Annotated in this window: 22 protein-coding genes; 14 read left to right on the top strand and 8 right to left on the bottom strand. The window is 73.1% G+C overall.

Annotated elements, in window-relative coordinates:
- Positions 1-2: 2 nt before the first annotated feature.
- Together H291_RS0126630 and H291_RS0126625 are read right to left on the bottom strand one after the other, a co-directional pair.
- On the bottom strand, positions 3-935 hold the full coding sequence (locus tag H291_RS0126630; RefSeq protein WP_026366169.1) for a carbohydrate ABC transporter permease: 933 nt from the start codon (positions 933-935) through the stop codon (positions 3-5).
- 28 nt (positions 936-963) lie between these two features.
- Positions 964-2,250 (bottom strand): ABC transporter substrate-binding protein, encoded by a 1,287-nt coding sequence (locus H291_RS0126625; RefSeq protein ID WP_026366168.1) that lies wholly within the window; start codon positions 2,248-2,250, stop codon positions 964-966.
- Positions 2,251-2,408: 158 nt separating this feature from the next.
- Between H291_RS0126625 and H291_RS0126620 the strand changes: the two genes are divergently transcribed.
- From H291_RS0126620 to H291_RS0126600, 5 genes are all read left to right on the top strand, one after another.
- Entirely contained in the window at positions 2,409-3,431 is a 1,023-nt protein-coding gene (locus H291_RS0126620; protein ID WP_033328125.1) for a LacI family DNA-binding transcriptional regulator, read from the top strand.
- 57 nt (positions 3,432-3,488) lie between these two features.
- Entirely contained in the window at positions 3,489-4,739 is a 1,251-nt protein-coding gene (locus H291_RS0126615) for a glycoside hydrolase 5 family protein (protein WP_020018081.1), read from the top strand.
- A complete protein-coding gene (locus H291_RS0126610) occupies positions 4,723-6,342 on the top strand; it encodes an N-acyl-D-amino-acid deacylase family protein (RefSeq protein ID WP_020018080.1) in 1,620 nt (539 codons plus the stop codon). The genes H291_RS0126615 and H291_RS0126610 overlap by 17 nt, the downstream gene beginning before the upstream one ends.
- 622 nt (positions 6,343-6,964) lie before the next feature.
- Positions 6,965-7,636, top strand: coding sequence for a GntR family transcriptional regulator (locus H291_RS0126605; RefSeq protein WP_026366167.1), 672 nt, complete (start codon positions 6,965-6,967; stop codon positions 7,634-7,636).
- 2 nt (positions 7,637-7,638) lie between these two features.
- Positions 7,639-8,679 carry a 1-aminocyclopropane-1-carboxylate deaminase gene (locus H291_RS0126600; RefSeq protein ID WP_020018078.1) on the top strand — a complete coding sequence of 347 codons (1,041 nt, stop codon included), beginning with the start codon at positions 7,639-7,641 and terminating at the stop codon, positions 8,677-8,679.
- On the opposite strand, the gene H291_RS0126595 is transcribed toward H291_RS0126600, so the two are convergent.
- Both H291_RS0126595 and H291_RS0126590 read right to left on the bottom strand, forming a co-directional pair.
- A complete protein-coding gene (locus H291_RS0126595) occupies positions 8,651-9,592 on the bottom strand; it encodes a helix-turn-helix transcriptional regulator (RefSeq protein ID WP_020018077.1) in 942 nt (313 codons plus the stop codon). The genes H291_RS0126600 and H291_RS0126595 overlap by 29 nt on opposite strands.
- A 22-nt stretch (positions 9,593-9,614) precedes the next feature.
- A complete protein-coding gene (locus H291_RS0126590) occupies positions 9,615-10,637 on the bottom strand; it encodes a zinc-dependent alcohol dehydrogenase family protein (protein WP_020018076.1) in 1,023 nt (340 codons plus the stop codon).
- 208 nt (positions 10,638-10,845) lie between these two features.
- Here H291_RS0126590 and H291_RS0126585 point away from each other — a divergent pair, with 208 nt between their 5' ends.
- From H291_RS0126585 to H291_RS0126575, 3 genes are read left to right on the top strand one after another with little or no spacing between them, the layout of a single operon-like run.
- Positions 10,846-12,027 carry an AI-2E family transporter gene (locus H291_RS0126585; RefSeq protein ID WP_020018075.1) on the top strand — a complete coding sequence of 394 codons (1,182 nt, stop codon included), beginning with the start codon at positions 10,846-10,848 and terminating at the stop codon, positions 12,025-12,027.
- Positions 12,028-12,065: 38 nt separating this feature from the next.
- The gene (locus tag H291_RS0126580; protein WP_020018074.1) at positions 12,066-12,431 is read left to right on the top strand and encodes a nuclear transport factor 2 family protein; all 366 of its coding nucleotides are present in this window, start codon (positions 12,066-12,068) and stop codon (positions 12,429-12,431) included.
- Complete coding sequence (locus H291_RS0126575; protein WP_020018073.1) at positions 12,431-13,447, top strand: LacI family DNA-binding transcriptional regulator; 1,017 nt, start codon at positions 12,431-12,433, stop codon at positions 13,445-13,447. The genes H291_RS0126580 and H291_RS0126575 overlap by 1 nt, the downstream gene beginning before the upstream one ends.
- Here H291_RS0126575 and H291_RS0126570 read toward each other — a convergent pair.
- Entirely contained in the window at positions 13,406-14,920 is a 1,515-nt protein-coding gene (locus H291_RS0126570; protein ID WP_020018072.1) for a glycoside hydrolase family 43 protein, read from the bottom strand. The genes H291_RS0126575 and H291_RS0126570 overlap by 42 nt on opposite strands.
- Positions 14,921-15,048: 128 nt before the next feature.
- On the opposite strand from H291_RS0126570, the gene H291_RS0126565 reads away from it, so the two are divergent.
- The 3 genes from H291_RS0126565 to H291_RS0126555 are packed head-to-tail and all read left to right on the top strand — an operon-like array spanning position 15,049 to position 18,199.
- Positions 15,049-16,380 (top strand): ABC transporter substrate-binding protein, encoded by a 1,332-nt coding sequence (locus H291_RS0126565; RefSeq protein WP_020018071.1) that lies wholly within the window; start codon positions 15,049-15,051, stop codon positions 16,378-16,380.
- The gene (locus H291_RS0126560) at positions 16,377-17,306 is read left to right on the top strand and encodes a carbohydrate ABC transporter permease (protein ID WP_020018070.1); all 930 of its coding nucleotides are present in this window, start codon (positions 16,377-16,379) and stop codon (positions 17,304-17,306) included. Before H291_RS0126565 ends, H291_RS0126560 begins: the two co-directional genes overlap by 4 nt.
- Positions 17,303-18,199, top strand: a complete 897-nt coding sequence (locus H291_RS0126555; protein WP_020018069.1) for a carbohydrate ABC transporter permease — start codon at positions 17,303-17,305, stop codon at positions 18,197-18,199. The genes H291_RS0126560 and H291_RS0126555 overlap by 4 nt, the downstream gene beginning before the upstream one ends.
- Before the next feature lie 36 nt (positions 18,200-18,235).
- Here the strand turns inward: H291_RS0126555 and H291_RS0126550 are convergent, their stop codons facing one another.
- The gene (locus tag H291_RS0126550; protein ID WP_020018068.1) at positions 18,236-18,883 is read right to left on the bottom strand and encodes a response regulator; all 648 of its coding nucleotides are present in this window, start codon (positions 18,881-18,883) and stop codon (positions 18,236-18,238) included.
- Positions 18,880-19,977, bottom strand: a complete 1,098-nt coding sequence (locus H291_RS0126545) for a histidine kinase (RefSeq protein ID WP_232216183.1) — start codon at positions 19,975-19,977, stop codon at positions 18,880-18,882. Before H291_RS0126545 ends, H291_RS0126550 begins: the two co-directional genes overlap by 4 nt.
- A gap of 113 nt (positions 19,978-20,090) precedes the next feature.
- Here H291_RS0126545 and H291_RS0126540 point away from each other — a divergent pair, with 113 nt between their 5' ends.
- Complete coding sequence (locus tag H291_RS0126540) at positions 20,091-20,855, top strand: ABC transporter ATP-binding protein (RefSeq protein ID WP_020018066.1); 765 nt, start codon at positions 20,091-20,093, stop codon at positions 20,853-20,855.
- On the top strand, positions 20,852-21,625 hold the full coding sequence (locus tag H291_RS0126535) for an ABC transporter permease (RefSeq protein ID WP_020018065.1): 774 nt from the start codon (positions 20,852-20,854) through the stop codon (positions 21,623-21,625). The genes H291_RS0126540 and H291_RS0126535 overlap by 4 nt, the downstream gene beginning before the upstream one ends.
- 5 nt (positions 21,626-21,630) lie before the next feature.
- On the opposite strand, the gene H291_RS0126530 is transcribed toward H291_RS0126535, so the two are convergent.
- Positions 21,631-22,215: a TetR/AcrR family transcriptional regulator gene (locus H291_RS0126530; RefSeq protein WP_020018064.1), complete on the bottom strand. Its 585-nt coding sequence runs from the start codon at positions 22,213-22,215 to the stop codon at positions 21,631-21,633.
- 103 nt (positions 22,216-22,318) lie between these two features.
- On the opposite strand from H291_RS0126530, the gene H291_RS0126525 reads away from it, so the two are divergent.
- The gene (locus H291_RS0126525) at positions 22,319-23,212 is read left to right on the top strand and encodes an SDR family oxidoreductase (protein ID WP_232216182.1); all 894 of its coding nucleotides are present in this window, start codon (positions 22,319-22,321) and stop codon (positions 23,210-23,212) included.
- Positions 23,213-23,224: the final 12 nt, after the last annotated feature.

The following is a 23,224-nucleotide window of genomic DNA, read 5'->3' as shown; positions in this document are numbered from 1 at the left end:
GATCAGTGCGTGGCGCGGAGCGTGCGGCGGATCGCCCACATCCCGAGCAGCCCGATCACGAAGAGGACGACGCCGACGGCCTGGCTGTAGCCCAGGTCGGTCTCGACGAACGCCTTGCGGTAGATGAGGTACGCGAGCGTGGTGGTCGCGTTCTCGGGCCCGCCCTGCGTGAGCAGCAGCACGGTCTGCGCCGAGTTGAACAGCATGGACAGGAACTGGAGCATCGCGACGACGCCGATGAAGTCCCGCGCGATGGGCCAGTACATGCGCCAGGCCAGCCGCCAGTCGTTCGCGCCGTCCAGACGGGCGGCCTGCACGATCTCGGTCTCGACGCCGTCGAGCCGCGAGGCGATCAGCACCGCGGAGTAGCCGATGCCGCTCCACAGCTCGACGGCGATGATGGCGCCGAGCGCGGTGGTCGGGTCGGCGAGCCACTCGTTGCCCTCCAGGCCCAGCGGCCGCAGGAACCCGTTGACCAGGCCGTCCGGGTTGAGCATCGCGTAGAAGACCATCGCCGTGGCGGGCGCGGAGATGAGCGCGGGGATGAACAGCAGGTACCGCAGCACGCGGTGGCCGCGCGGCTTCTGCACCACGTAGAAGGCGAGCAGGAAGGCCAGGCCGATCATGATCGGCAGCCCGACGACGATCTGGATCGCGGAGTTCAGCGTGGCGGTCCAGAAGGTCTCGTCGGCGAAGACGCGGGCGAAGTTGTCGAGGCCCGCCGGGGTCGGCGTGGTGAGCATGCCCGGCCACGAGAGGAACGCGATGACGAACATCGCGACCACGGGGCCGATCATGAACACCGCGTACCAGATCAGTGCGGGCAGGGCGAGACCGGGGAACCGGTCGCGGACGGTCCCGCGGCGGCGGGTGCGGGGGGCGGCGGTCTTGCCGTCGCCGACGGCGTTCGGGCGGCCGTCGATCAGGGCGGTCATGGGTGGGGTCCTTTCCCAGCTCGAGCGGTCAGACCGCCTGGTACGACTTCTCGAAGGCGTCGATGATGCGGTCGGCCGGCGCGGACCCGTAGGCGAGCGCGGTCGCCTGGATCATCGGCTCGAACACGGCGTCGGGGATGAGCAGGTCGGGCAGCATCACGGGCGTCACGTCGTCGTCGGTGAGGCGCGAGCCCTGGGCGACGAGCGGGAAGTCCTGGCTGACGGTGTCGGTGATGCGGCTCATGTCGCGCCCGGACCCGAGGATGAACTCGTCCGTGACCTCGGGGGTGTACAGGTTCTGCACGAACGGCTTGATCAGGTCGAGCTTCCCCAGGCCGTTCTCGCTGATCCAGATGCCGTGGCCGTTGAAGCTCTTGATGACGCTCGGGTGCTCCAGCACGCCGCCGCTCGACGGCTTGGGCCAGCCGCCGACGGTCACCTCCGCCGCGCGCTCGTTCGGTACCAGCGCCAGCGCCGACGACATGGCCGGCACGATGGCGGCCTTGCGGGTGTTGAACTGCGTGAGCTCCGAGTCGGACGTGTAGCCCTGGACGTTGTCGACGAAGACGCCGGCGTCGCGCAGCTCGACGAAGTGCTCCACGCCAGCGATGGCGCCGGGGCTCTCGGAGATCTTGCCCGTGGAGAACACGGTGCGCGCCTCGTCCTGCGTGATGAAGCCCTGGATGATCTGCAGGAACATCTTCTGGCCGCTCCAGTCGGAGCCGCCCACGGTCACGGGGCCGATGCCCTTGGAGCGCAGGGCGTCCGCGGCGGCGATCAGCTCGTCCGACGTCGTCGGGATGGCGCCGACGCCGGCCTCCTCCAGGAGCCCGGTGTTGAACGACACCGGCCAGTTGGTGCGGGTGAACGGGAAGGCACGCAGGCGGCCCTCGTCGTCGGTCCACTCCGCCAGCGCCTCGGGGATGATCAGGTCCCGCAGGCCCCAGTCGTCGAGGTAGTCGTTGACCGGCACGGTCGCGCCCAGGCGGGTCCAGGAGAGCGTGCGGCCCATCATGTTGACGATGGCGACGTCCGCCTCCTTGCCCGCCAGGGTGCTCGTCTCGAAGACGATGGGCAGGTCGGAGCCGTTCTTGAGCAGCGCGACCTTGCGCGCGGTGCTGCGCTGGTACGCGGCGACGACGTCGGAGAACACCTGCGCGCCGGCGACGGCGCCGCTGATCTGGGTGTGCACGGTCAGGGCGTTCGAGCCGCTGGACGCGGGCACGAGCGCGCCGCACCCGGCGAGTAGCGGCGTGATGATCCCACCGCTGAGCGCTGCGCCCAGCAATGTGCGCCTGCTGATGCCGTGTGACACGGGACCTCCTGGAGCTGGTCGACCTGGAAACTTCGGTGTGTCTGTCGAAGGGGCGGGGCACTTCCGCGTGCCGAGCCTTGTAAAGCGGTACACAAACTGGCTGGCCGCGAATGTATACCGCTTTACTTTCGAGGGTCAACCCCCGTAGGGTCTGGCACGTGACCGAAACACCCCCGAAACGAGCAACGATCGCCGCGGTGGCTCGCCGTGCCGGCGTGTCGCCGTCCGCGGTGTCCCACGTCTTCAACGGGCGGCCCAACGTCTCGGCCGCCACCGCCGAGCGCATCCGGCAGGCCGCCGACGAGCTCAACTGGCGCCCCAACTACGCCAGCCGCAAGGTGTCGGGCCAGGGCGGGCGCAGCCTCGGGCTGGTGATCGCCCGCGCGAGCGACACCTTCGGTCGCGACCCCTTCTTCATGCGCCTGGTCGCCGGGCTCACCCAGCCCCTGGCCGACATCGGCTGGTCGCTCTCGCTCACCCTCGTGGGGGCGGACGACGAGGCGCGCGTCTACCGCGAGTGGTGGGCCGAGCAGCGCGTCGACGCGTTCCTGCTGGTCGATGCCCGCACGGACGACCCGCGTCTCGACCTCGTCGGCCAGCTCGGCGCGCCCGCCGTGGTGCTCGGTGCTCCGGTCGACGCCGCGGTCCCCGCCGTCACGGTGCGCGACGACGCCGCGTTCGCCGACGTGCTGGCCCACCTGGCCGGGCTCGGGCACCGCCGCGTGGCGCGGATCAACGACGCGCCCGGCCTGGCCCACACGCGCGCCCGCGACCAGCGGTTCGCCGCTGCCGCCGCCGGCCACGGCGTCGAGCCGTCCTACGCGGTCTGGGACGCCGAGGCCGCCGACCCCGTGGCCGACCTGCTCGGCCGGGTCGGCGACGTCACGGCGATCATCGTCGACAGCGAGGTGATCGCCGCCGAGATCGTCGCGCACGCGCCCGAGCTCGGGGTGAGCGTGCCGGACCAGCTCTCCGTGGTCGCCTGGGAGGACTCCTGGGTCTCCACCCTGGTGCGCCCGCGGCTGACCGCGCTCGACGCGCCCGTCGAGGAGAGCGCCCGCACCGCCGTCGCCCTGCTGGAGAGGCTGGTGCGCGGCGAGGCCGTGACCTCGCAGACGGTCGGCGGCCGCCAGCTCATGGTGCGCGAGTCGACGTCCGCCGCCCCCGGCACCCACGCCTGAGTTACCCCGCCCGGCCCTCGACGGCCGGGAATCCTGAGTCACCTGAGAGGCAGGCCCTTGACCACCACCCCGCGTTTCGGCGTCAACTACACCCCGTCGAAGGACTGGATGTTCCAGTGGATGGCGATCGACCCCGCGGTCGTGCGCGCCGACTTCGAGGCCATCGCGGCGCTCGGCGCCGACCACGTCCGGGTCTTCCCGCTCTGGCCGGTGCTGCAGCCCAACCGCACCCTGATCCGGCAGCGGGCGCTGGACGACATCGCGCTCGTGGCCGACATCGCCGCCGAGCACGGCCTGGACATCTCGGTGGACGTGATCCAGGGCCACATGTCCGGCTTCGACTTCGTGCCGGCCTGGCTCGTGAACTGGCACGACGGCAACATGTTCACCGACCAGCCGGCGATCGACGCGCAGGCGGCGCTCGTCTCGGCGGTCTACGACGCCGTCCGCGACAAGCCGAACTTCCTGGGGCTCACGCTCGGCAACGAGCTCAACCAGTTCCAGCGGCCCAACCCGGCGGCGATGCCCGCCAAGCGCGACGAGATCACGCACTGGCTGACGTCGCTGCTCGGCGCCCCGCGTGACCGCGACCCCCGGCACGTGGTGACGCACAGCGAGAACGACCACCTCTGGTACCGCGACGAGCACCCGTTCGTGCCGGTGCACGCCGCCCGCCAGGGCGACATGACCACCGTGCACTCCTGGATCTTCAACGGGACCGCCGCGACCTACGGCGCGCTGTCGCCGCAGTCGGTGCGGCACGCCGAGTGGATGATCGAGCTGTCCAGGGCGTTCGCCACGGACCCGCACCGGCAGGTCTGGCTGCAGGAGGTCGGGGCGCCCTCCATGAACCTCGCCGAGTCGGAGATGCCCGAGTTCTGCGCACGCACCATCGAGGCGGCGCTCACCACGGACGGCCTGTACGCCGTCACGTGGTGGTGCTCGCACGACGTGACCCGCGACCTGGGCGACTACAAGGACCTCGAGTACTCGCTGGGCCTGCTCGACACCGAGAACAACGTCAAGCCGCTCGGCCGGCGGTTCGCCGAGGTGGTCGCGGAGGCGCGGGCGGCGGGTGCGCGGCCGGCTTCCGCGGGGCGGCCGGTGGCCGTCGTGGTCGACGTCGACGCGGACGACCTGCCGCTGTCGCGCGCGTCCCTCGGGCCGGGCGGGGCGGTCTTCGAGCGCTGGCACGCGCTGCGCGAGGAGGGCGTGGACGTCACCGTCGTGACGAGCGCCGCCGCCGCGGACCCCGCCGCGCTGGAGGCGCGCGGCATCCGGGAGCTGGTCCGTGTCGACGCCGTCTGACGGCGACCTGCTGCTGCGCGGCGGCCTCGTCGTCGACGGCAGCGGCACCGAGCCGTTCGTCGGTGACGTGCTCGTGCGCGGCGGGCGCATCGCCGGCGTCGGTGGGCGGATCGAAGCATCCGGGGCGCGGGTGATCGACGCCGACGGCCTGGCCGTGGCGCCCGGCTTCGTCGACATGCACGCCCACTCCGACCTGGCCGTCCTGGCGGACGGCGCCCACCTCGCCAAGGTCACGCAGGGCGTGACCACCGAGGTGGTGGGGCAGGACGGGATCTCGTACGCGCCCGTCACGGACGAGACCATGCCGCTGGTCCGCGAGCAGATCGCGGGCTGGAACGGGATCCCGGACGGCGTCGACCTCGCGTGGCGCACCGTCGGGGAGTACCTGGCCGAGGTGGACCGGCGCGGCACCGCGACGAACGTCGCCTACCTGGTGCCGCAGGGCACCGTGCGGATGAACGTCGTCGGCACCGGTGACCGGCGGGCGACGTCGGCGGAGATCGCGGAGATGCGCGCCCAGGTGGACCAGGGGCTGCGGGAGGGCGCGTTCGGCATGTCGTCCGGGCTCACCTACGTGCCCGGGATGTTCGCCGACACCGACGAGCTGGTCGCCCTGGCCGAGGTGGTGGCGCGGCACGGCGGCTTCTACGCGCCGCACCAGCGGTCCTACGGGGCCGGTGCGATCGGGGCGTACGCCGAGATGGTCGAGGTGGCCGAGCGCGCCCGGTGCGCGCTGCACCTGACGCACGCGACCATGAACTTCCCCGAGAACCGGGGGCGGGCGGGGGAGCTGCTCGCGCTCGTGGACCGGGCCGTCGCCTCCGGCGTCGACGTGACGCTCGACTCGTACCCGTACCTGCCGGGGTCCACCACGCTGTCGGCGCTGCTGCCCAGCCGTGCCGCGGTGGGCGGCCCGGAGCAGACGCTCGCCCGGCTGTGCGACCCGGGGGAGCGGGCGTGGATCGCGCACCAGGTCGAGGCGGTCGGCAGCGACGGCTGCCACGGCGTGCCGGTCGACTGGGACACGATCGAGATCGCGGGCGTGCGCGACGCCGCCCTCGGCGACCGGGTGGGCCGCACCGTGGCGCGGATCGCGCTGGACGAGGGGCGGGCGGCGGCCGACGTGTTCTTCGACCTGCTGCTCGCCGACCGGCTCGGGACGAGCATCCTGCAGCACGTCGGCGACGAGCAGAACGTCCGCGAGATCATGCGGCACCCCCGGCACACGGGCGGCAGCGACGGCATCCTGGTCGGCGCCAAGCCGCACCCGCGTGGTGCGGGCACGTTCCCGCGGTACCTGGCGCGGTACGTGCGCGAGGAGGGGGTGCTGTCGCTCGCCGACATGATCGTGCACCTCTCGGCCCGGCCCGCCGCGCGGCTCGGGCTCCGGGACCGCGGGCGCCTCGCGGAGGGGTACGTGGCCGACGTCGTCGTCTTCGACCCCGCCACCGTCGCGGACCGCGCGACGCCGGACGAGCCGCGCCGGACCGCCGACGGGATCCCGTGGGTGCTCGTGGGCGGGGTGCCGGTGATCGAGGAGGGCGCGCGGACCAGTGCCCGGCCGGGCGGGGCGCTGCGGCACAGGTCGCGGGCGCTGCGCTGAGGGGGCGTGGGCGGCTGCGCCGAGAGGGCGGGCGCTGCGCGCCGCAGTGTTCGGCAGTTGGCTGGGGGTCGGTGGCTGCGCCGCGAGTTCGGCAGTTAGCCGACGTGCACCCCAGTGTTCGGCAGTTGGCCCAGGCGTCGCCTCAGTGTTCGGCAGTTGGCTGGGGCGTACCGCGTCGTTCGGCAGTTGGCATTGAGATCGGTCCAACACTGGACCGATCTCAATGCCAACTGCCGAGTCTGCGGTGCAAACTGCCGCGCCCCCGGCGAACTGCCGACGTCGCGCAAGGGAATAGTGTGCCAATCGCGTAGCGCCACTCACTGGCCGGCGCGCCGCCCGAGCGTCGGTACGCCGCAAGGTTCGGCAGTTGGCTGGGCCCGCCGCAGTGTTCGGCAGTTGGCATCGAGATCGGCACAGGCCTGGACCGATCTCAATGCCAACTGCCGAGTTTGCGATGCAAACTGCCGCGCCCCCGGCGGAGTGCCGACGTCGGGACCTAGGAATAGTGTGCCAAGCGCGGAGCGCCATCCGAGCTCAAGTGCGCCGTCCGGCCCGGCAGGGCACCTGGCACCAGCGGAGCACGCCCTTGCCAAGGTTGCCTGATCTGCATCTAATATATTGCATGCCCATTCCGAGGAGCGTGCCCGCGATCGATCGTCGGCTGCTGCGCGACGACGTCTACGGCCGGCTGCGCGACGCGATCGTCGACGGAAGCCTGGCGCCGGGGGAGCAGCTGCGCGACCTCGAGCTCGCCGCCTGGCTCGGCGTCAGCCGCACACCCGTGCGCGAGGCGCTCCTGCGGCTGGCAGAGGCCGGCCTCGTCGTCGCCCGGCCCGGCAGCTCGACGACGGTGAGCTCGCTCGACCTGCGCGACGTGCGCGGCGCCCGCGACGTCGTCGCCGCGATGCACCAGGTCGCGGTCCGGGAGGCGGTTCCCGGCCTCACCGAGGACGACCTCGCCGCCATGCGCACTGCCGAGCGCGAGTTCCGCGCGGCGATCGAGAGCGGGGACGTCGAGGCGGCGCTCCGGGCCGACGACGTCCTGCACGGCGTGCCGGTGCGGGTCGCGGCCAACCGGGCGCTGTCCGCCGTGCTCGACCAGTTCACGCCGGTGCTGCGGCGCGCGGAACGGCTGCGGTTCGCCTCCCTCGGCGGCCGCGCGTCGTTCGCCCGGCACGAGGAGCTGATCCGGCTGTGCGCCGCCGGGGACGCCGAACGGGCCGCTGACGTCGCCTTCGACACCTGGGCCACCCTGCCCGCCGACGCAGATCCCGACCCCGCGACCGAGGAGTAACCATGGCCCTGTCCGACTTCCCCCGTCACCCGCTGACCTTCGGGCCCAGCCCGGTGCACCCGCTGCCGCGGCTCACCGCCCACCTCGGGGGCGCCCAGATCTGGGCCAAGCGCGAGGACTGCAACGCCGGCCTCGCCTACGGCGGCAACAAGACCCGCAAGCTGGAGTACTTCGTCCCCGAGGCTCTGGCCCAGGGCGCGGACACGCTGGTGTCGATCGGCGGCTACCAGTCCAACCACACGCGCCAGGTCGCGGCGGTCGCGGCGTCGCTCGGCCTCAAGGCCGTGCTGGTGCAGGAGAACTGGGTCGACTGGCCCGACTCCGTCGCCGACCGCGTCGGCAACATCATGCTGAGCCGCATCATGGGCGCCGAGGTTCGGCTGGACCCGGCCGGTTTCGGCATCGGCTTCAAGGACTCCTGGGCTCGCGCGATCGAGGACGTCAAGGAGCGCGGCGGCACGCCGTACGCCATCCCGGCGGGCGCGTCCGACCACCGGCTCGGCGGCCTCGGCTTCGCGCGGTGGGCCTACGAGGTCGAGGAGCAGGAGCGCGAGCTCGGCGTCTTCTTCGACACGATCGTGGTCTGCGCGGTCACCGGTTCCACCCAGGCCGGCATGATCGCCGGGTTCGCCGCGCTGGAGGAGGCCGGCGGCCCGCGCCGCCGCGTGATCGGCATCGACGCGAGCGCCAAGCTCGACGAGACCCGCGACCAGGTCGCCCGGATCGCGCGCGCCACCGCGGAGCTGATCGGCGTCGGCCGCCCGCTGCGGGACGACGAGATCACGGTGCTGCCCGGCTGGGCCGGCGACCTGTATGGCATCCCCGTGGAGTCGACGCTCGACGCGATCCGGCTCACGGGCGAGCTGGAGGGCGTCATCATCGACCCGGTCTACGAGGGCAAGTCGATGGCGGGGCTGATCGACCTCGTGACCAGCGGCGACATCCCCGCGACCAGCAACGTGCTCTACGCCCACCTGGGCGGGCAGCCGGCGCTGAACGCCTACAGCGGCCTGTTCACGCAGACCCGCCCGCTGCTCGGCTGACGGCCGGGCTGGCGACGTCCGGGCGGGCAGCGTCCGCCCCGACGCCGTCCGCCCCGGCGACGCCGCCGTCCGCCGCCTCCCGGGTCGCCGCCCAGCTCGCGAGCAGCGCGAACCGGTCCGCGGAGTCGGTGCCCGGGGGCGCGCTGTAGGTGACGATCTGCAGCCCGGCCTCGCCGGGCATCTCGAACACGTCGAACGCGACCTCGATCACGCCGACCTCGGGGTGCCGGAACGACTTGACGCCGGTGCGGTGCTCGTGGACGTCGTGCCCGGCCCAGTCGGCGCGGAACTGCGGGCTGCGCGTGGAGAGCTCCCCGACCAGGGCGGTGAGGTCCGCGTTGAGCGGGTCGCGCCCGGCCTCCAGCCGCATCATCGCCGCCGCGGTCCGGCGGGCCAGGGGCCAGTCCACGTAGTAGTCCCGGGCGCGGCGGTCCAGGAAGATGAACCGCGCCATGTTGGGCGTGCCCTCGGTGTCGAAGTGCGGCGAGTACAGGGCGCGGCCCATCAGGTTCGCGGCGACGATGTCCTGCGTCGCGTTGTGCACCACCGCGGGCACCGTCATGTGGTCCAGCACGCGCTGGACCGACGTGCGCACTGCCTGCGGGGCGGGCCTGCGCGTGCGAGCGGACCCGGCCGGCGCCGTCCGGGCCAGGTCGAACAGGTGCTCGCGCTCGGGTTCGCTGAGCCGCAGCGCGCGGGCGATCGCCTCCAGCACGCTCTCGGACGCCCCGCGGATGTTCCCGCGCTCCAGCCGCGTGTAGTAGTCGAGGCTGACCCCGGCGAGCAGCGCGACCTCCTCGCGGCGCAGGCCGGGCACCCGCCGCTCCCCGAAGCTCGGGATGCCGGCCTGCTCCGGCGTCACGTTCGCGCGCCGGGAGACCAGGAAGTCACGGACCTCGTCCTTGGTGCTCATGGCTCCCACGATAGGCATCCGGTCACAGGGTGAGCAGCACCTTGGTGGCGCGGCGCTCGTCCATGGCCCGGTAGCCCTCGGCGGCGTCCTCCAGCGGGAGGGTGAGGTCGAAGACCTTGCCCGGGTCGATCTTCCGGTCCCAGATGAGCTGGATCAGCTCGGGCAGGAACCGGCGCACCGGGGCCGGCCCGCCGTGCAGGTGCACGCCGGTGAAGAACAGGTCTAGGCCGTCGAGCTGCACGCCGTGCGTGACGCCCACGTAGCCGACGTACCCGCCGGGCCGAGCCGAGCGGATGGCCTGCCACATCGACTCCTCGGTGCCCACCGCCTCGACGACGCCGTGGGCGCCGTACCCGCCGGTGAGCTCCTTGACCTTCGCGGCTCCGGCGTCGCCGCGCTCCTCGACGACGTCCGTGGCCCCGAACTCGCGGGCCAGGGCCTGGCGCTCGGGGTGGCGGCTGAACACGATGACGCGCTCGGCGCCGAGGTGCCGGGCGGCCAGGACCGCGGACAGGCCGACGGCGCCGTCGCCGACCACCGCGATCGTCCTGCCGGGCCCCGCCTCGGCGGCCACTGCCGCGAACCAGCCGGTGCCCAGCACGTCGGAGGCGGCCAGCAGCGACGGGACCAGGTCGGCCGGCGGCGGCCCCGGGGTCGGGACCAGGGTGCCGTCGGCCAGCGGGATACGGGCCAGCTCGGCTTGTGTGCCCTCCGAGCCCATCATCACGTTGTGCACGCAGCGCGACTGGTAGCCCGCCTGGCAGATCTCGCAGGTGTTGTCGGAGGCGACGAACGAGCCGACGACGAAGTCGCCGACCTGCACGTTCCGCACCTCCTCGCCGACCTGCTCGACGACGCCGACGTACTCGTGCCCCATCGGGATGGGCCCGGCCAGCTTCTCGATCCCGCGGTACGGCCACAGGTCCGACCCGCAGATGCAGGCCGCCGTCACGCGGATGACCGCGTCCGTCGGCTCGATGATCCGGGCGTCCGCTCGTTCCTCGACACGGATGTCGCCGGGGGCGTGCATCACGACACCACGCATGGGTGGGTATCTCCTTGCTCGGTGCACCCGCGCCGGGGTGCGGCGCGGGTTCGGTGCTCTGTCGTCCTCCATGAGACGCCGATCCGCCCCCGGGGTGGGAGGCCCGGGCAGAACCCCTCATGCGAGACGGCGACAACCGGGCCGGTTTCCGGGAGGCTGGGACCCGCCAGGTGTTCACCGCGGACACCCGGGACCGAATTGGAGCGCAATGGCCCGCCTGCAGCACCGCCCCGGCACCTCGCCACGCCTGCCCAGGGGCCGGAACCTCGACGCGAGCTTCCGCCCGACGGCGCCCGCGCGGTCGCCGCGGGTCGCCGGTGGCCGGGTGGGCCGGGACACGGTGGTGGGCCTGCCCGCGAACCCGTTCGGCTACGCGATGCTCGCCACCCTCGGGGTCGGCGCCGGCCTCGCCGTGCTGGGCGCGCTCTCCGCGGTGGCGACCGTGCTCGTGTACGTCGGGCTGGCCCTGTTCCTGGCTCTGGCGCTGGAGCCCGGGACCGAGGCCCTGACCGACCGCGGCCTGCCGCGCTGGGTCGCGGCGACCGTGATGGTGGTCGGGTCGGCGGCGGTGATCGCGCTCGTCGTCGTCGCGGTGCTGCCGATCGCGGTGCCGCAGGTCAGCAGCTTCGGCGCCCAGCTCGTCGAGCTGCTGCGGACGCTGCCGGAGCAGGCCTGGTACGAGTGGGCCACCAGCAACCTGGGCGCACTGGACCTGAACGGGCTGCTGTCCTCGCTGACCGACCTGCTCAGCGACCCCCGGCAGCTCTCGGCGATCGCCGGCGGCGTGCTGCAGGTCGGCACCGGGCTGATCAACGGCGTCACCGCCGTCATCATCGTCACGGCCCTGACCATCTACTTCGCGCTCACGCTGCCGACCATGGTCGCCGCCGTCCTGCGCCTGGTGCCGCGCTCCCGGCGGGAGATGACCGGGTCGCTCCTGGACGAGGTGCTGGACTCCGTGGGCCGCTACGTCTCCGGCCAGCTGATCCTGGCCACCATCAACGCCACGTTCACGCTGGTGCTCACCCTCTTCGCGGGCAGCCCCGCCCCGATCCTGCTGGCCGTCATCGCGTTCGTCGCGGCGCTGATCCCCGTCGTCGGAACGGTCATCGGGTCCATCCTGGTCACGCTCGCGACGTTGACCGTCAGCCCGGTCGCGGCGATCGTCGTCGCCGCGTGCCTGCTGGTGTACATGCAGGTCGAGGCCTACGTGCTGTCGCCGCGCGTGATGAGCAGGGCCGTCTCGATGCCCGGCGTCCTGGTCATCGTCGCGGCCCTGGCCGGCGCGGCGCTGGGCGGCATCCTCGGCGCCCTGGTGGCGGTGCCGGTCGCGGCGGCGGGCCTGCTGATCATCAAGCGCGTGGTCATCCCGTACCAGGAGGCGCGTTAGCGCTGACCAGCACCGATGCCGCTGCGTAGACTCGTCCGATGAGTCTTCTTGCCGCGGAGCACGCGCTCCAGGCCGCCCAGCGTTCCGGCGACGTCAGCGCACTGGACGCACTGCTGCATCCTCGGTGCATCGGGGCCGGCCCCGACGGGTCCGTGTTCTCCAAGGACGACGACCTGGAGGGCTACCGCTCGGGCGCGCTGCGGATCACCCGCCTGGAGGAGGAGTCGCTCGACGTCCAGGAGGACGGCGCGAGCGGAGTCACCCGGCTGGTCGCCGCCGTGGACGCGGTCCAGGGCGGCACCGCGGTCTCCGCGCGGCTGACCTACACGCGGCTCTGGGTGCGTGGGGGCGACGGCTGGCAGGTGCTGGCCGCCACGCTGGCACCGGCTGCCGAGCCCGCCTGATGGCGCAGGGCAGGCGGCCGCCGACCATGGTCGACGTCGCGCGCGCCGCCGGCGTCGCCCACATCACGGTGAGCCGGGTCGTGAACGACGAGCCCACCGTGAAGCCCGAGACCCGCGAGCGCGTGCTGCGCGCCATCGAGGAGCTCGGCTACCGGCGCAACGACAGCGCCCGCATGCTCAAGAGCGGCCGGTCCACGATGCTCGGCGTCGTCCTGGCCGGTTCCGAGCTGTTCGAGCTGCCGCGCGTGCTCCTCGGCATCGAGCAGGCCGCGAAGGAGGCCGGGCACTGGGTCAGCCTCGCGAGCTGGCAGGGCGGCACCCACGAGCAGCTCGAGCAGTGCCTCGGCCGCCTCGTCGGGCAGGGCGCCGCGGGCGTCGCGGTCATCGCGGACCGGCCCGTCGCCCTGGAGGCGCTCGACCGGACCGTGACCCGCGTGCCGATCTCCGTGGTCATGTCCGGCAACGTCGCCAACCCGGCGATCGGGTCGGTCGAGCTCGACCAGGAGGAGGGCGCGCGCCTCGCCACCCGCCACCTGCTCGACCTCGGCCACCGCGACATCGTCCACCTGAGCGGCCGCATGGAGACCTTCGACGCCCGCGCGCGCGTCGAGGGCTGGAAGGCCGAGCTCCGCCGCGCGGGCATCGAGGAGCCGCGCCTGCTGCACGGCGACTTCCACGCGCGCAGCGGGCACGCGCTGACCACCGAGCTGATCGACGCCGGCCGGCTGCCGACGGCGATCTTCAGCGGCAACGACCAGATGGCGCTCGGCGTGCTCTCCGCCCTGGCCGCCCGCGGCCTGTCGGTACCCGGCGACGTGTCGCTCGTCGGGTTCGACGACATGGCCGGCGCCGACTACCTCGTGCCGGCCCTGACCACGGTGCGGCAGGACTTCGTCACCCTGGGCCGCCTCTCGATCGAGGTGCTCCTCGACCTGATCGGCGGCGGCGACGCCCGCCACCACCTGCTGCCGCCGTCACTCGTGGTGCGCGCCAGCACCCGCGCCGTCCAAGGCTGACGCCGGCACGCCGTACCGCACGCCGCGGAAGGTCAGCGGAGCCTCGCTCGCGGGCGCCTCGTTCACGAGCCCGAGCAGGACGCCGGTGAAGCCGCCCGCCGTCTCGGTGCTCAGCACGGAGTGGGGGAAGGCGCCGAGCGCGTGCTCCTGCGTGCCGGACACGCACGAGAACGCGTACGACTCGCCGTCCGACCGGATCCGCAGGGTGACGTCCTCGGCGACCGGTACCTCCGGTCCGGTGACCGGCTCGCCGTTGAGGCGGCCCGCCACCCGCGCCACGCACCCGCCGTCGCCCCGCCGCACCCGGGCCGCGAGGAACGTGGCCTCGTCCTGGAAGGCGACCACCCCGGCGTCGTGCGCCCCGACCAGGGCGGAGTCCACCACCGCGTCCAGCTCGAAGGCGTGCATGTCCTGGCGCCGGGCGAGGAACGCGGGCACCTCGCGCGCCGTCAGCGGGACGGGCCGAGGGGGCAGCGTGACGGCGTCGCCGGCGATCTCCGCGTCGACCGGCCCGCGCAGCGACAGCCAGTCGGCCGGGCGGTCGGCCGTGACGGGCAGCCCGGGCTCGACGCCCTGGACACGCCCGGTACCGGGCGCGAGGACCGGCCCGTGCTCGTCCCACTCGGCGGGGACGAGCAGCACCTCGCGGCCGAGCGTGTGGTGCTGCGCCACGGGGCGGACGCCGAGCACCAGCGCCCAGGACTCGCCGTCGGGCGTCTCGACGAGGTCGGCGTGGCCCACGTTCTGCACGGGCTCGCCGGCACCGAGGTGGCGGTGGGTCAGCAGTGGGCTGCGCGGGTCCGTGCGGTAGGGGCCGGTCACGTGGTCGGCGGTCGCGCTGGTGACCGCGTGGTTGCGCTCGGTGCCGCCCTCCGCGCCCACGAGGTGGTAGCGGCCGGCATGCTCGTAGATGTGCGGCGCCTCGACCCATGCGCCCCCGACCGCGCCGTGCCAGAGCACGCGCTCCGGCCCGACCAGCTCCAGCGCTGCCAGGTCGAGCTCCCGCAGCCAGATCTCGCCCGGCCCGGTGGCGCCGTCCGCCGTCGCGTCGCGCGCCGCGGTGAACCAGGCGCGGCCGTCGTGGTCGAAGAACAGCGACGGGTCGATCCCGTCGGCCTCCAGCGGGACCGGGACCCGCCACGGCCCGGCCGGGTCGGACGCCGTGGTCAGGTACGTGGCGGCGCCCTGCCGGTCGCGGGCGACGGTGAACACCACGTAGAACACCCCGTCGTGGTGGCGGATCGTGGGCGCCCAGACGCCGTCCGCCACCTGGCTGCCGTCCAGCGGGAGCCAGCTCTTGCCGGTCAGCACGTGCCCGATCAGCCGCCAGGTGACCAGGTCACGGCTGTGGTGCACCGGGATGCCGGGGTGGTAGGCGAAGGTCGAGGTCACCATGAAGTAGTCCTCGCCGACGCGGCACACCGAGGGGTCGGGGTGGCAGCCGGGCAGCACGGGATTGGGGACCAGACGCATGTGCGCTCCTTTGCGCGAGGGGTCGCGCTTGACGAAATGGCAACGTTGCCATCAGCATAGGGGCACTTCCCGAGGACCCCCGCAACGAGCCGCCGGGTCCGGCCGGATCACATCGAAGGAGATGTGCAATGCGCACACACAGCAGTGAACCCCGGCGCGCCCGCCGCGCCCTCGGCGCCGGTGCCGCACTGGTCGCGGTGGGCCTCGCGCTGGCCGGCTGCGCCGGTGAGCCGGCGTCCGACGACGGCCCGGTCACCCTGGAGTTCTGGACCTGGTCGCTCAAGGAGGCCGACCCCGCCGCCCAGGCGATCGTCGAGCAGTACGAGAAGGAGAACCCGGGCGTCACGATCAAGCTCTCCGAGGTGGGCGGCACGCCCGAGACGTCGTCCAAGCTGCTGGCGGCCGACCGCGCCGACGAGGCGCCCGACGTCGTGCAGGTCGAGTACCGCGCGCTGCCGTCGCTGGTGACCGCCGGCGTGGTCCGGGACATCACCGAGGACGTCGAACCGAACCGGGACGCCGTGGCCGAGAACATCTGGGCCCTGAGCACGCTCGGCGACCAGGTCTACGGCGTGCCGCAGGACATCGGGCCGATGATGCTCACCTACCGCACCGACCTGTTCGAGAAGTACGGCGTCGAGCCGCCGGCCACCTGGGCGGACTACGCGGAGGCGGCCGAGAAGATCCACGCCGCCGACCCGGACGTGTACCTGGCGAGCTTCTCGGCGACCCAGCTCGAGTTCTTCGCGGCGCAGGCCGCCCAGGCCGGCGCGCAGTGGTGGGGCACCGACGGCGACGCCTGGTCGGTCGGCATCGACGGCGACGCCTCGCTGGAGACCGCCGACTACTGGCAGGACCTCGTCGATCGCGACCTCCTGACGGTCGAGCCGCTGCTCACGCCGGAGTGGAACGCCAAGGTCAACGACGGCAAGATCCTGAGCTGGGCGGCCGCGGCCTGGGCGCCGAGCGTCATCTACTCGGTGGCCCCCGACACCGCGGGCAAGTGGGCCTCCATCCCGCTGCCGCAGTGGACGCCGGGCGACGCGTCCGTGCCGTTCCTCGGCGGGTCCACCTACCTCGTGCCCGAGAAGTCCGAGCACGCCGAGGAGGCCGCGAAGTTCGCCGCCTGGCTCGGCGCGTCCGACGAGGGCTCGAAGCTGCTGCTCACGCTCGACCTGTACCCGGGCGGCAACGCTGGCCGCGAGGCGACGCTCTCGAACGACCCGCCGAAGCTCATGCCGCAGCAGAAGGACTTCTACGAGGTGGCCGACCAGGTCATCGACGACACGACCATCCCGGTCGTGTGGGGGCCGAACGTCAACGTCGCGACCAACGCGTTCGGCGACGCCCTGAACGAGGCGGCGCTCGGCGGCACGTCGTTCCGGGACGTGTACGGCACCACCCAGACGGCCGTGGTCGCGGACCTGGAGAAGTCCGGGTACACCGTCGAGAACCCATGACCGCCGTCGCACCTGCCCGCAGGCGCGGGCGCCGGGGCCGCGAGCTGACCCCCTGGCTGTTCGCGGCCCCGGCGGTCGTCCTGTTCGTGTGCTTCCTGCTCGTGCCCATCGGGTACGCGCTGTACCTCAGCTTCCGCGGGCTCCGCATCGAGGGCGCGGGCGCCTTCGGGCGGCGCACCGAGGGGTTCGTCGGGCTGGAGAACTACGTCACCGCGCTCACGGACCCCGAGCTGCTCGCGGGGTTCGGCCGGTCGCTGGTCTACGGCGCGATCGCCGTGCCCAGCGTGCTCGGCCTGGCCCTGCTGTTCGCGCTCCTGCTCGACACGCCGCGGGCGCGGCTGACGAGCTTCTCGCGGACGGCGATCTTCCTGCCGTACGCCGTGCCCGGCGTGATCGCGAGCCTGCTGTGGGGGTTCCTCTACCTGCCCAGCACCAGCCCGGTCAGCTACGTCGCGCGGGAGCTCGGCGGCGGCAACGTCGACTTCTTCGGCTACCCGACGCTGTACTTCGCGCTCGCGAACATCGCGCTGTGGTCGGGGGTCGGGTTCAACATGATCATCATCTACACCTCGCTGCGGGCGATCCCGCAGGAGATCTACGAGGCGGCGCGGATCGACGGCGCGAACGAGTGGGCCATCGCCTGGCGCATCAAGATCCCGCTGGTGGCGCCCGCGCTCGTGCTGACCGGGCTGTTCTCGGTGATCGGCACCGTGCAGCTCTACAGCGAGCCCGCCACGCTGCGTCCGCTGACGAGCACCATCTCGTCGACCTGGGTGCCGCTCATGGCGATCTACCAGGAGGCGTTCGGCAACGACAACCTGGGCGGCGCCGCCGCGGCGTCCGTGCTCCTGGCGGTCGGCACCCTCGTCGTCTCGCTGGTCATCCTGCGCTTCTTCCAGCGCCGCACGTTCGGAGAGGCCTCATGAGCGCCAGCACCGCGACCCGGCGTCCGACGGCGCCCGCCCTGGCCGGCGCCACGGCCCGGCGCAGGCCGCGGTTCGCCCCGGCCGCGACGATCGTGCTGCTCGCGGGCGCCGTCTACTGCCTGGTGCCCGTGGCCTGGGTGGTGGTCGCGGCCTCCAAGTCGCCCCGCGAGCTGTTCACCAGCTTCTCGTTCCTGCCCGGCTCCGGCCTCGCCGACAACCTCGTCGACCTGGCCACCTACGGCGGCGGCGTGTTCTGGCAGTGGGGTGCCAACAGCCTGGTGTACGCGGGCGTCGGCGCGGTCGCCTCGACGATCGTCTCCGCGATGGCGGGCTACGCGCTGGCCAAGTTCCGGTTCCGGGGGAGCGACACGCTGTTCGCCGCGATCCTCGCCGGCGTCCTGGTGCCGGGCATCGTGCTGGCGATCCCGCAGTACCTGCTGCTCGCGCAGCTCGGGCTGGCCGGGACGATGTGGTCGGTGCTGCTGCCGTCGATCATCAACCCGTTCGGGATCTTCCTGTGCCGGGTGTTCGCGCAGTCGGCAGTCCCCACGGACACGCTGGAGGCGGCCCGGCTCGACGGCGCGGGCGAGGCGCGGATCTTCACCACGATCGTGCTGCCGATGATGGCCCAGGGCCTGGTCACGGTGTTCCTGCTGCAGTTCGTCGGCATCTGGAACAACTTCCTGCTGCCGTTCATCATGCTCAGCGACCAGCGGCTGTACCCGATCACCCTCGGGCTGTACTCGTTCCTCTCGAAGGGCGCCGGGGACTCCGACCTCTACCCGCTCGTGATCGCGGGCTCGGCCGTCTCGGTCATCCCGCTGATCGCGATGGTGCTGCTGCTCCAGCGGTTCTGGCGCGCGGACCTGCTCGCGGGCGGGCTCAAGGGGTAGGACCGATGCGGCGCCGGCCTCGCGGTCGGCGTCGCATCAGCCCAGCACGCCCAGCCGCAGCGCGCGCAGCACCGCGTTGGTCCGGTCCCGGGCCGCGAGCTTGAGCAGGATCGTCGAGACGTGGTTCTTCACCGTGCCCTCGACCAGGCACAGCGCGCCGGAGATCTCGCGGTTGGTGTAGCCCTCGGCCATCAGCCGCAGCACCTCGAGCTCGCGGTCGGTGAGCTGCTGGACCGCGAGCGTGTCGGCCTCGGCGCCGCCCACCGGCACGGACCGCAGCGCCCGCAGCATGCGGTCCGTGATCGACGGCGCCACGAGCGTCCCGCCGCCGGCCAGCGCGTGCACGGCGCGGGTGAGCTGCTCGACCGTGACGTCCTTGAGCAGGTACCCGCGGGCCCCGGCGCGCAGGGCGTCGAGCACCAGGGTGTCGTCGTCGAACGTGGTGAGCACGAGCACGGGCACGTCGCTGCCCTGCTCGCGCAGCCGGTCCAGGGTCCACAGGCCGTCGTACCGGGGCATGCGCAGGTCCAGCAGGATCACGTCGGGCGCGACGTCGGCGACCACCGCCAGCGCCTCCTTGCCGTCGTCGGCCTCGCCCACCACCTCGACGTCGGCGATCTCCAGCAGCGCGCGGATGCCGTGCCGCACCAGCGTCTGGTCGTCGACGATCACCACCCGCGTCATGTCGGCACCCGCGCGGTGACCCGGAACCCGTCCGCGCCGTCGAACTCGACGCCGCCGCCGAGGGCCTCGAACCGTTCGGCCAGGCCACGCAGCCCGTTGCCGGGCACCAGCTCGCGGAACCCGCGCCCGTCGTCCCGCGTCGTCAGCACGACGCCGTCCGGGCCGGCGGCCACCTCGATCCGGAGCACCCGCGCCTCGGCGTGCCGCAGGGTGTTCGTGACGATCTCCTGCACGCCGCGCACCAGGGCCGCCGTCTGCTCCTCGTCGACCTGCACGCCGGACCCCACGTCGATGGAGACGTCCAGGTCGGGCAGGTCGCGCACCACCTCCCGGAACGCCTCGGTCAGGTCCGACGACGCCGTCCGCAGCTCGCCGACCGTCGTCCGGACGTCGGCGAGCAGCTCCCGCGCCACCCGGTTGGCCCGCTCGACGTGGTCGCGCGCCTGCTCGCCGTCGCGGTGCCGCGCGGCCTCCAGCTCCAGGGTGAGCACCGTGAGCTGGTGGCCGATCAGGTCGTGCAGGTCGCGTGAGATCCGCAGCCGCTCCGCCGTCCGCGCCGACTCCGTCAGCAGGGCCGACGCCGCCCGCAGGTCCACGTGCGCCTGGCTCAGCTCGCGGCGCAGCCGCTGTTCCCGGATGAGCGTCATCGAGCTCAGCATCGTGGCGACCTGGATGAGCAGGTAGAAGCCGACGCCGATCAGGGCGTCCGCGAGCCCGTTGTCCCGCTGCCCCGCGAGCGCCACCAGCACCAGCGTGTTCAGGCCGACGACGACGAAGCCCACCCGGAGCGGAGCCACGTAGACGCTGACGCTCGCGATGACGACGAGCAGCACCGGCATGAGCCCGACCTGCGGCGCGGTGAGCACCACGGCCCAGGACGAGACGACCGCGGTGGCGAACATCGCGTGCCGCAGGAGGTCGGCGCGCTCGCGCACGAGGGAGCCCAGGAGGGTGACCATCAGGAGCACGAACAGGGCGATCCACCAGCCGCGCGGGATGCTCGGGTCCGCGTGCCCGAACAGCACCGGGCCGGCCAGGGCCAGCGCGACCACGAGCATCGCGAGTCCTGACCATTCCTCCGTCCCGAGCCGCATGTCAGCCACCCTACGGGCGCGGTCCGCGGCCTGCCCGTGCCGAAAGTCATGGTTCACATCCCTGACCAGCGGCACAGGCGCAGGGTGGGGCGGGGTACCTAGCGTCGTCGTTCATGAGCAGCGACACGAACGGGAGCGGCGGGAGCGGCCGGCCGCCGGCCATCGAGGCCGAGGGCCTCGTCAAGCGGTACGGCGACAAGGTCGCCGTCGACGGGCTGAGCCTGCGCGTCGGGGCGGGGGAGGTGCTCGGCATCCTGGGCACCAACGGCGCGGGCAAGACCACGACGGTCGAGATGATCGCCGGGCTGCGCCGCCCGGACCGGGGGAGCGTCCGCCTGCTCGGGCTCGACCCGCGGCGGGACCGGGCCAGGGTGCGGCAGGTGCTGGGCGTGCAGCTCCAGGCGGCCTACCTGCACGGCGCGCTGACCGTCGCCGAGCTCCTGGACCTGTACCGCAGCTTCTACCCCGACCCGCGCCCGGCCGCCGAGCTCCTCGACCTGGTGGGCCTGGAGGAGCAGCGCCGCGTGCGGTTCGAGAAGCTGTCCGGCGGGCAGCAGCAGCGGCTCTCCATCGCGCTCGCGCTGGTGGGCCGGCCGCGCGTCGTCATCCTCGACGAGCTCACGACCGGGCTCGACCCGCGCGCCCGGCGCCGTATGTGGGGCACCGTCGAGCGCCTGCGCGACGAGGGCGTCACCGTCGTGCTGGTCAGCCACGCCATGGAGGAGGTCGAGCGGCTCTGCGACCGGGTCGCGCTGCTCGACGCCGGCCGGCTGGTCGCTGTCGACACGCCCGGAGCCCTGACCGCGCGAGCGGGCGCCGAGACCCTCGACGACGCGTTCGTCGCCCTGACCGGAAAGCAGCTGGAGGCAGCCGAATGAGCACCACCGCCACCGCCGTCGTCCGCCGGCCGGGCCCACGGGCCTGGCTCAACCTCGTGGTCTGCGAGGCCAAGATGGTCGCGCGCGACACCGCGGGCCTCGTCGTGCCCCTCGGTCTGCCGCTCCTGATCCTCCTGACCAGCGCCCAGGCAGCCGGCGACCAGGAGGTCGTCGCCGGGTTCTCCGCTCTGGAGGCGTACGTGCTGCCGCTGGTGCTCACGATGGTCATCGCCACCATCGGGGTGATCAACATGCCGAGCTTCCTGGCGTACTACCGGCGCTCCGGCATCCTGCGCCGGCTGTCGGTCACCCCGGCCTCCCCGGCCATGGTGCTCGTCGCCCAGGTGGTGGTCAGCGTGCTCCAGACGGTCCTCGGGCTCGCCCTGGCCGTCGGGGTCGCGTTCCTCGGCTTCGGCGCGAGCCCGCCGGCGCACCTCGCCACGACCCTCGGGGTCTACGCCCTCGCGATGGCGGCGATGTACGCCGTCGGGATGATCGTCGCGGCCGTCGCGCCGACGCCGAACTCGGCGGTCGCGATCGGGCTCGTCGGCTTCTTCGCGCTCGGCGCTCTGGGCGGCATGTTCGGCGGCCCCGGCAGCCTGCCCGAGCCGCTCGCCGCGCTCGGCGAACGGCTGCCCTTCGGCGCGGCGGTCCAGGCGCTCGCGGCGGCCTGGGTGGGTGCGCCCGTGGAGGCCGCGCACCTGGTCAGCCTGGGTGTGACGGTCGTGGTCGGCAGCGTCACCGCCGGGCTGCTGTTCCGCTGGGACTGACGGGTTCAGGTCCTCGCGGCGGTGCGGGCGGCGGTCAGGTCGCGGAGCTCGGCGAGCACTGCCTGCTCGATCTGGCTGATCGAGCGCTGCTCGCCGGGCGCGATCCACTGCGTGAAGGCGACGCCGAACACTGTGGCCGCCGACTCGGCGGCGAGCGTGGCTGCAGGCTCCGTGATACCTCGCCCGCGCAGGGCGTCGCCGAGGGCAGCAGCGAGCACCGACATCTTGTGCCGCTCCCGCTCCTGCAGTGCCGGGTTCTGCTCGATGACGGTCTGCCGCAGCCGGGAGTGGTCACGTCGCTCGTCGGGGAACAGCTCCGCCCCCGACTCCAGCGCGGCGGCGACCAGCTCCATCGGCGTGGCCTCGCCGGGTGCCTCCACCAGCCCGGCGAGAAACGCCTCGACCAGGAGCTCCTGCCCGTGGAACAGCACCTCGCGCTTGTCGCTGAAGTGCCGGAAGAAGGTGCGCTCGGTCAGGCCGACGGACTGCGCGATCTCCGCGGCCGTCGTCTGCTCGAAGCCGTTGCTCGCGAAGAGCTCCAGCGCGGCGGCCTGGAGCCGTCCGCTCGTCCCTGGCTGCCATCTGACCATGCGTCCAGTCTAGGTGATGACAGCGGCTGACGTCGCGCGTATGGTGATGTCTGTGACTGACAGCAGTCACTGACATCACTGGAGGTTCACCATGCAGGTATTCGTGACCGGAGCATCCGGCTGGATCGGGTCGGCCACCGTCGACGAGCTGCTCGCGGACGGTCACGCCGTCACCGCGCTCGCCCGGTCCGATGCGTCCGCGGCCGCGCTCGAGGCGAAGGGGGTGCGGGTGCAGCGCGGCGACCTGGACGACCTCGACGGTCTCCGCCGGGGCGCCGACGCCGCAGAGGCGGTGCTGCACCTCGCGAACAAGCACGACTTCGCGAACCCAGCGGCGTCCAACGCCGCCGAGCGGGCCGCCGTGCAGACGTTCGCCGACGCGCTCGCCGGCTCGGGCCGTCCGCTCCTGTTCGCGGCGGGTACCGCCGCACTCGCGCAGGGCAGGCCCGCCACCGAGGCGGACACCTCGTCGTCCTACGGGCCGGACTCGCCGCGCGGCGGCGCCGAGAACCTGGCGCTGGAGTACGTCGACCGCGACGTGCGCGTCGTGAGCCTGCGCTTCTCGCCGACGGTGCACGGGGCGGGGGACCACGGCTTCATCTCCGTGATCGCCGACGCCGCCCGCCGGCACGGCGTCTCCGGCTACCCGGGCGACGGCACCAACCGCTGGGCCGCCGTGCACCGCTCCGACGCCGCCCGTCTCGTCGCGCTCGGGCTGGCCAAGGCCCCGGCCGGTTCGCGGCTGCACGCCGTCGCCGAGGAGGGTGTCACGAGCCGCGAGATCGCCGAGGCGATCGGTGCGGCGCTCGGCCTCCCGGTCGCCTCGATCGCGCCCGACGACGTCGCGACGCACTTCGGCTGGATCGGCGGGTTCTTCGGCATGGAGGGGGCCGCGACGAGCACCGCGACGCGGGAGCTGCTGGGCTGGACGCCGTCGGGCCCGACGCTGGTCGAGGACATCGCCGCGGGGGCCTACTCGACCCCGGTGGCGCGCTAGCCGCTGGTCCCT

The organism is Promicromonospora sukumoe 327MFSha3.1 (genome assembly GCF_000385135.1).
Lineage (GTDB): Bacteria > Actinomycetota > Actinomycetes > Actinomycetales > Cellulomonadaceae > Promicromonospora > Promicromonospora sukumoe_B.
This window is presented reverse-complemented; position numbering and strand designations above follow the sequence as displayed.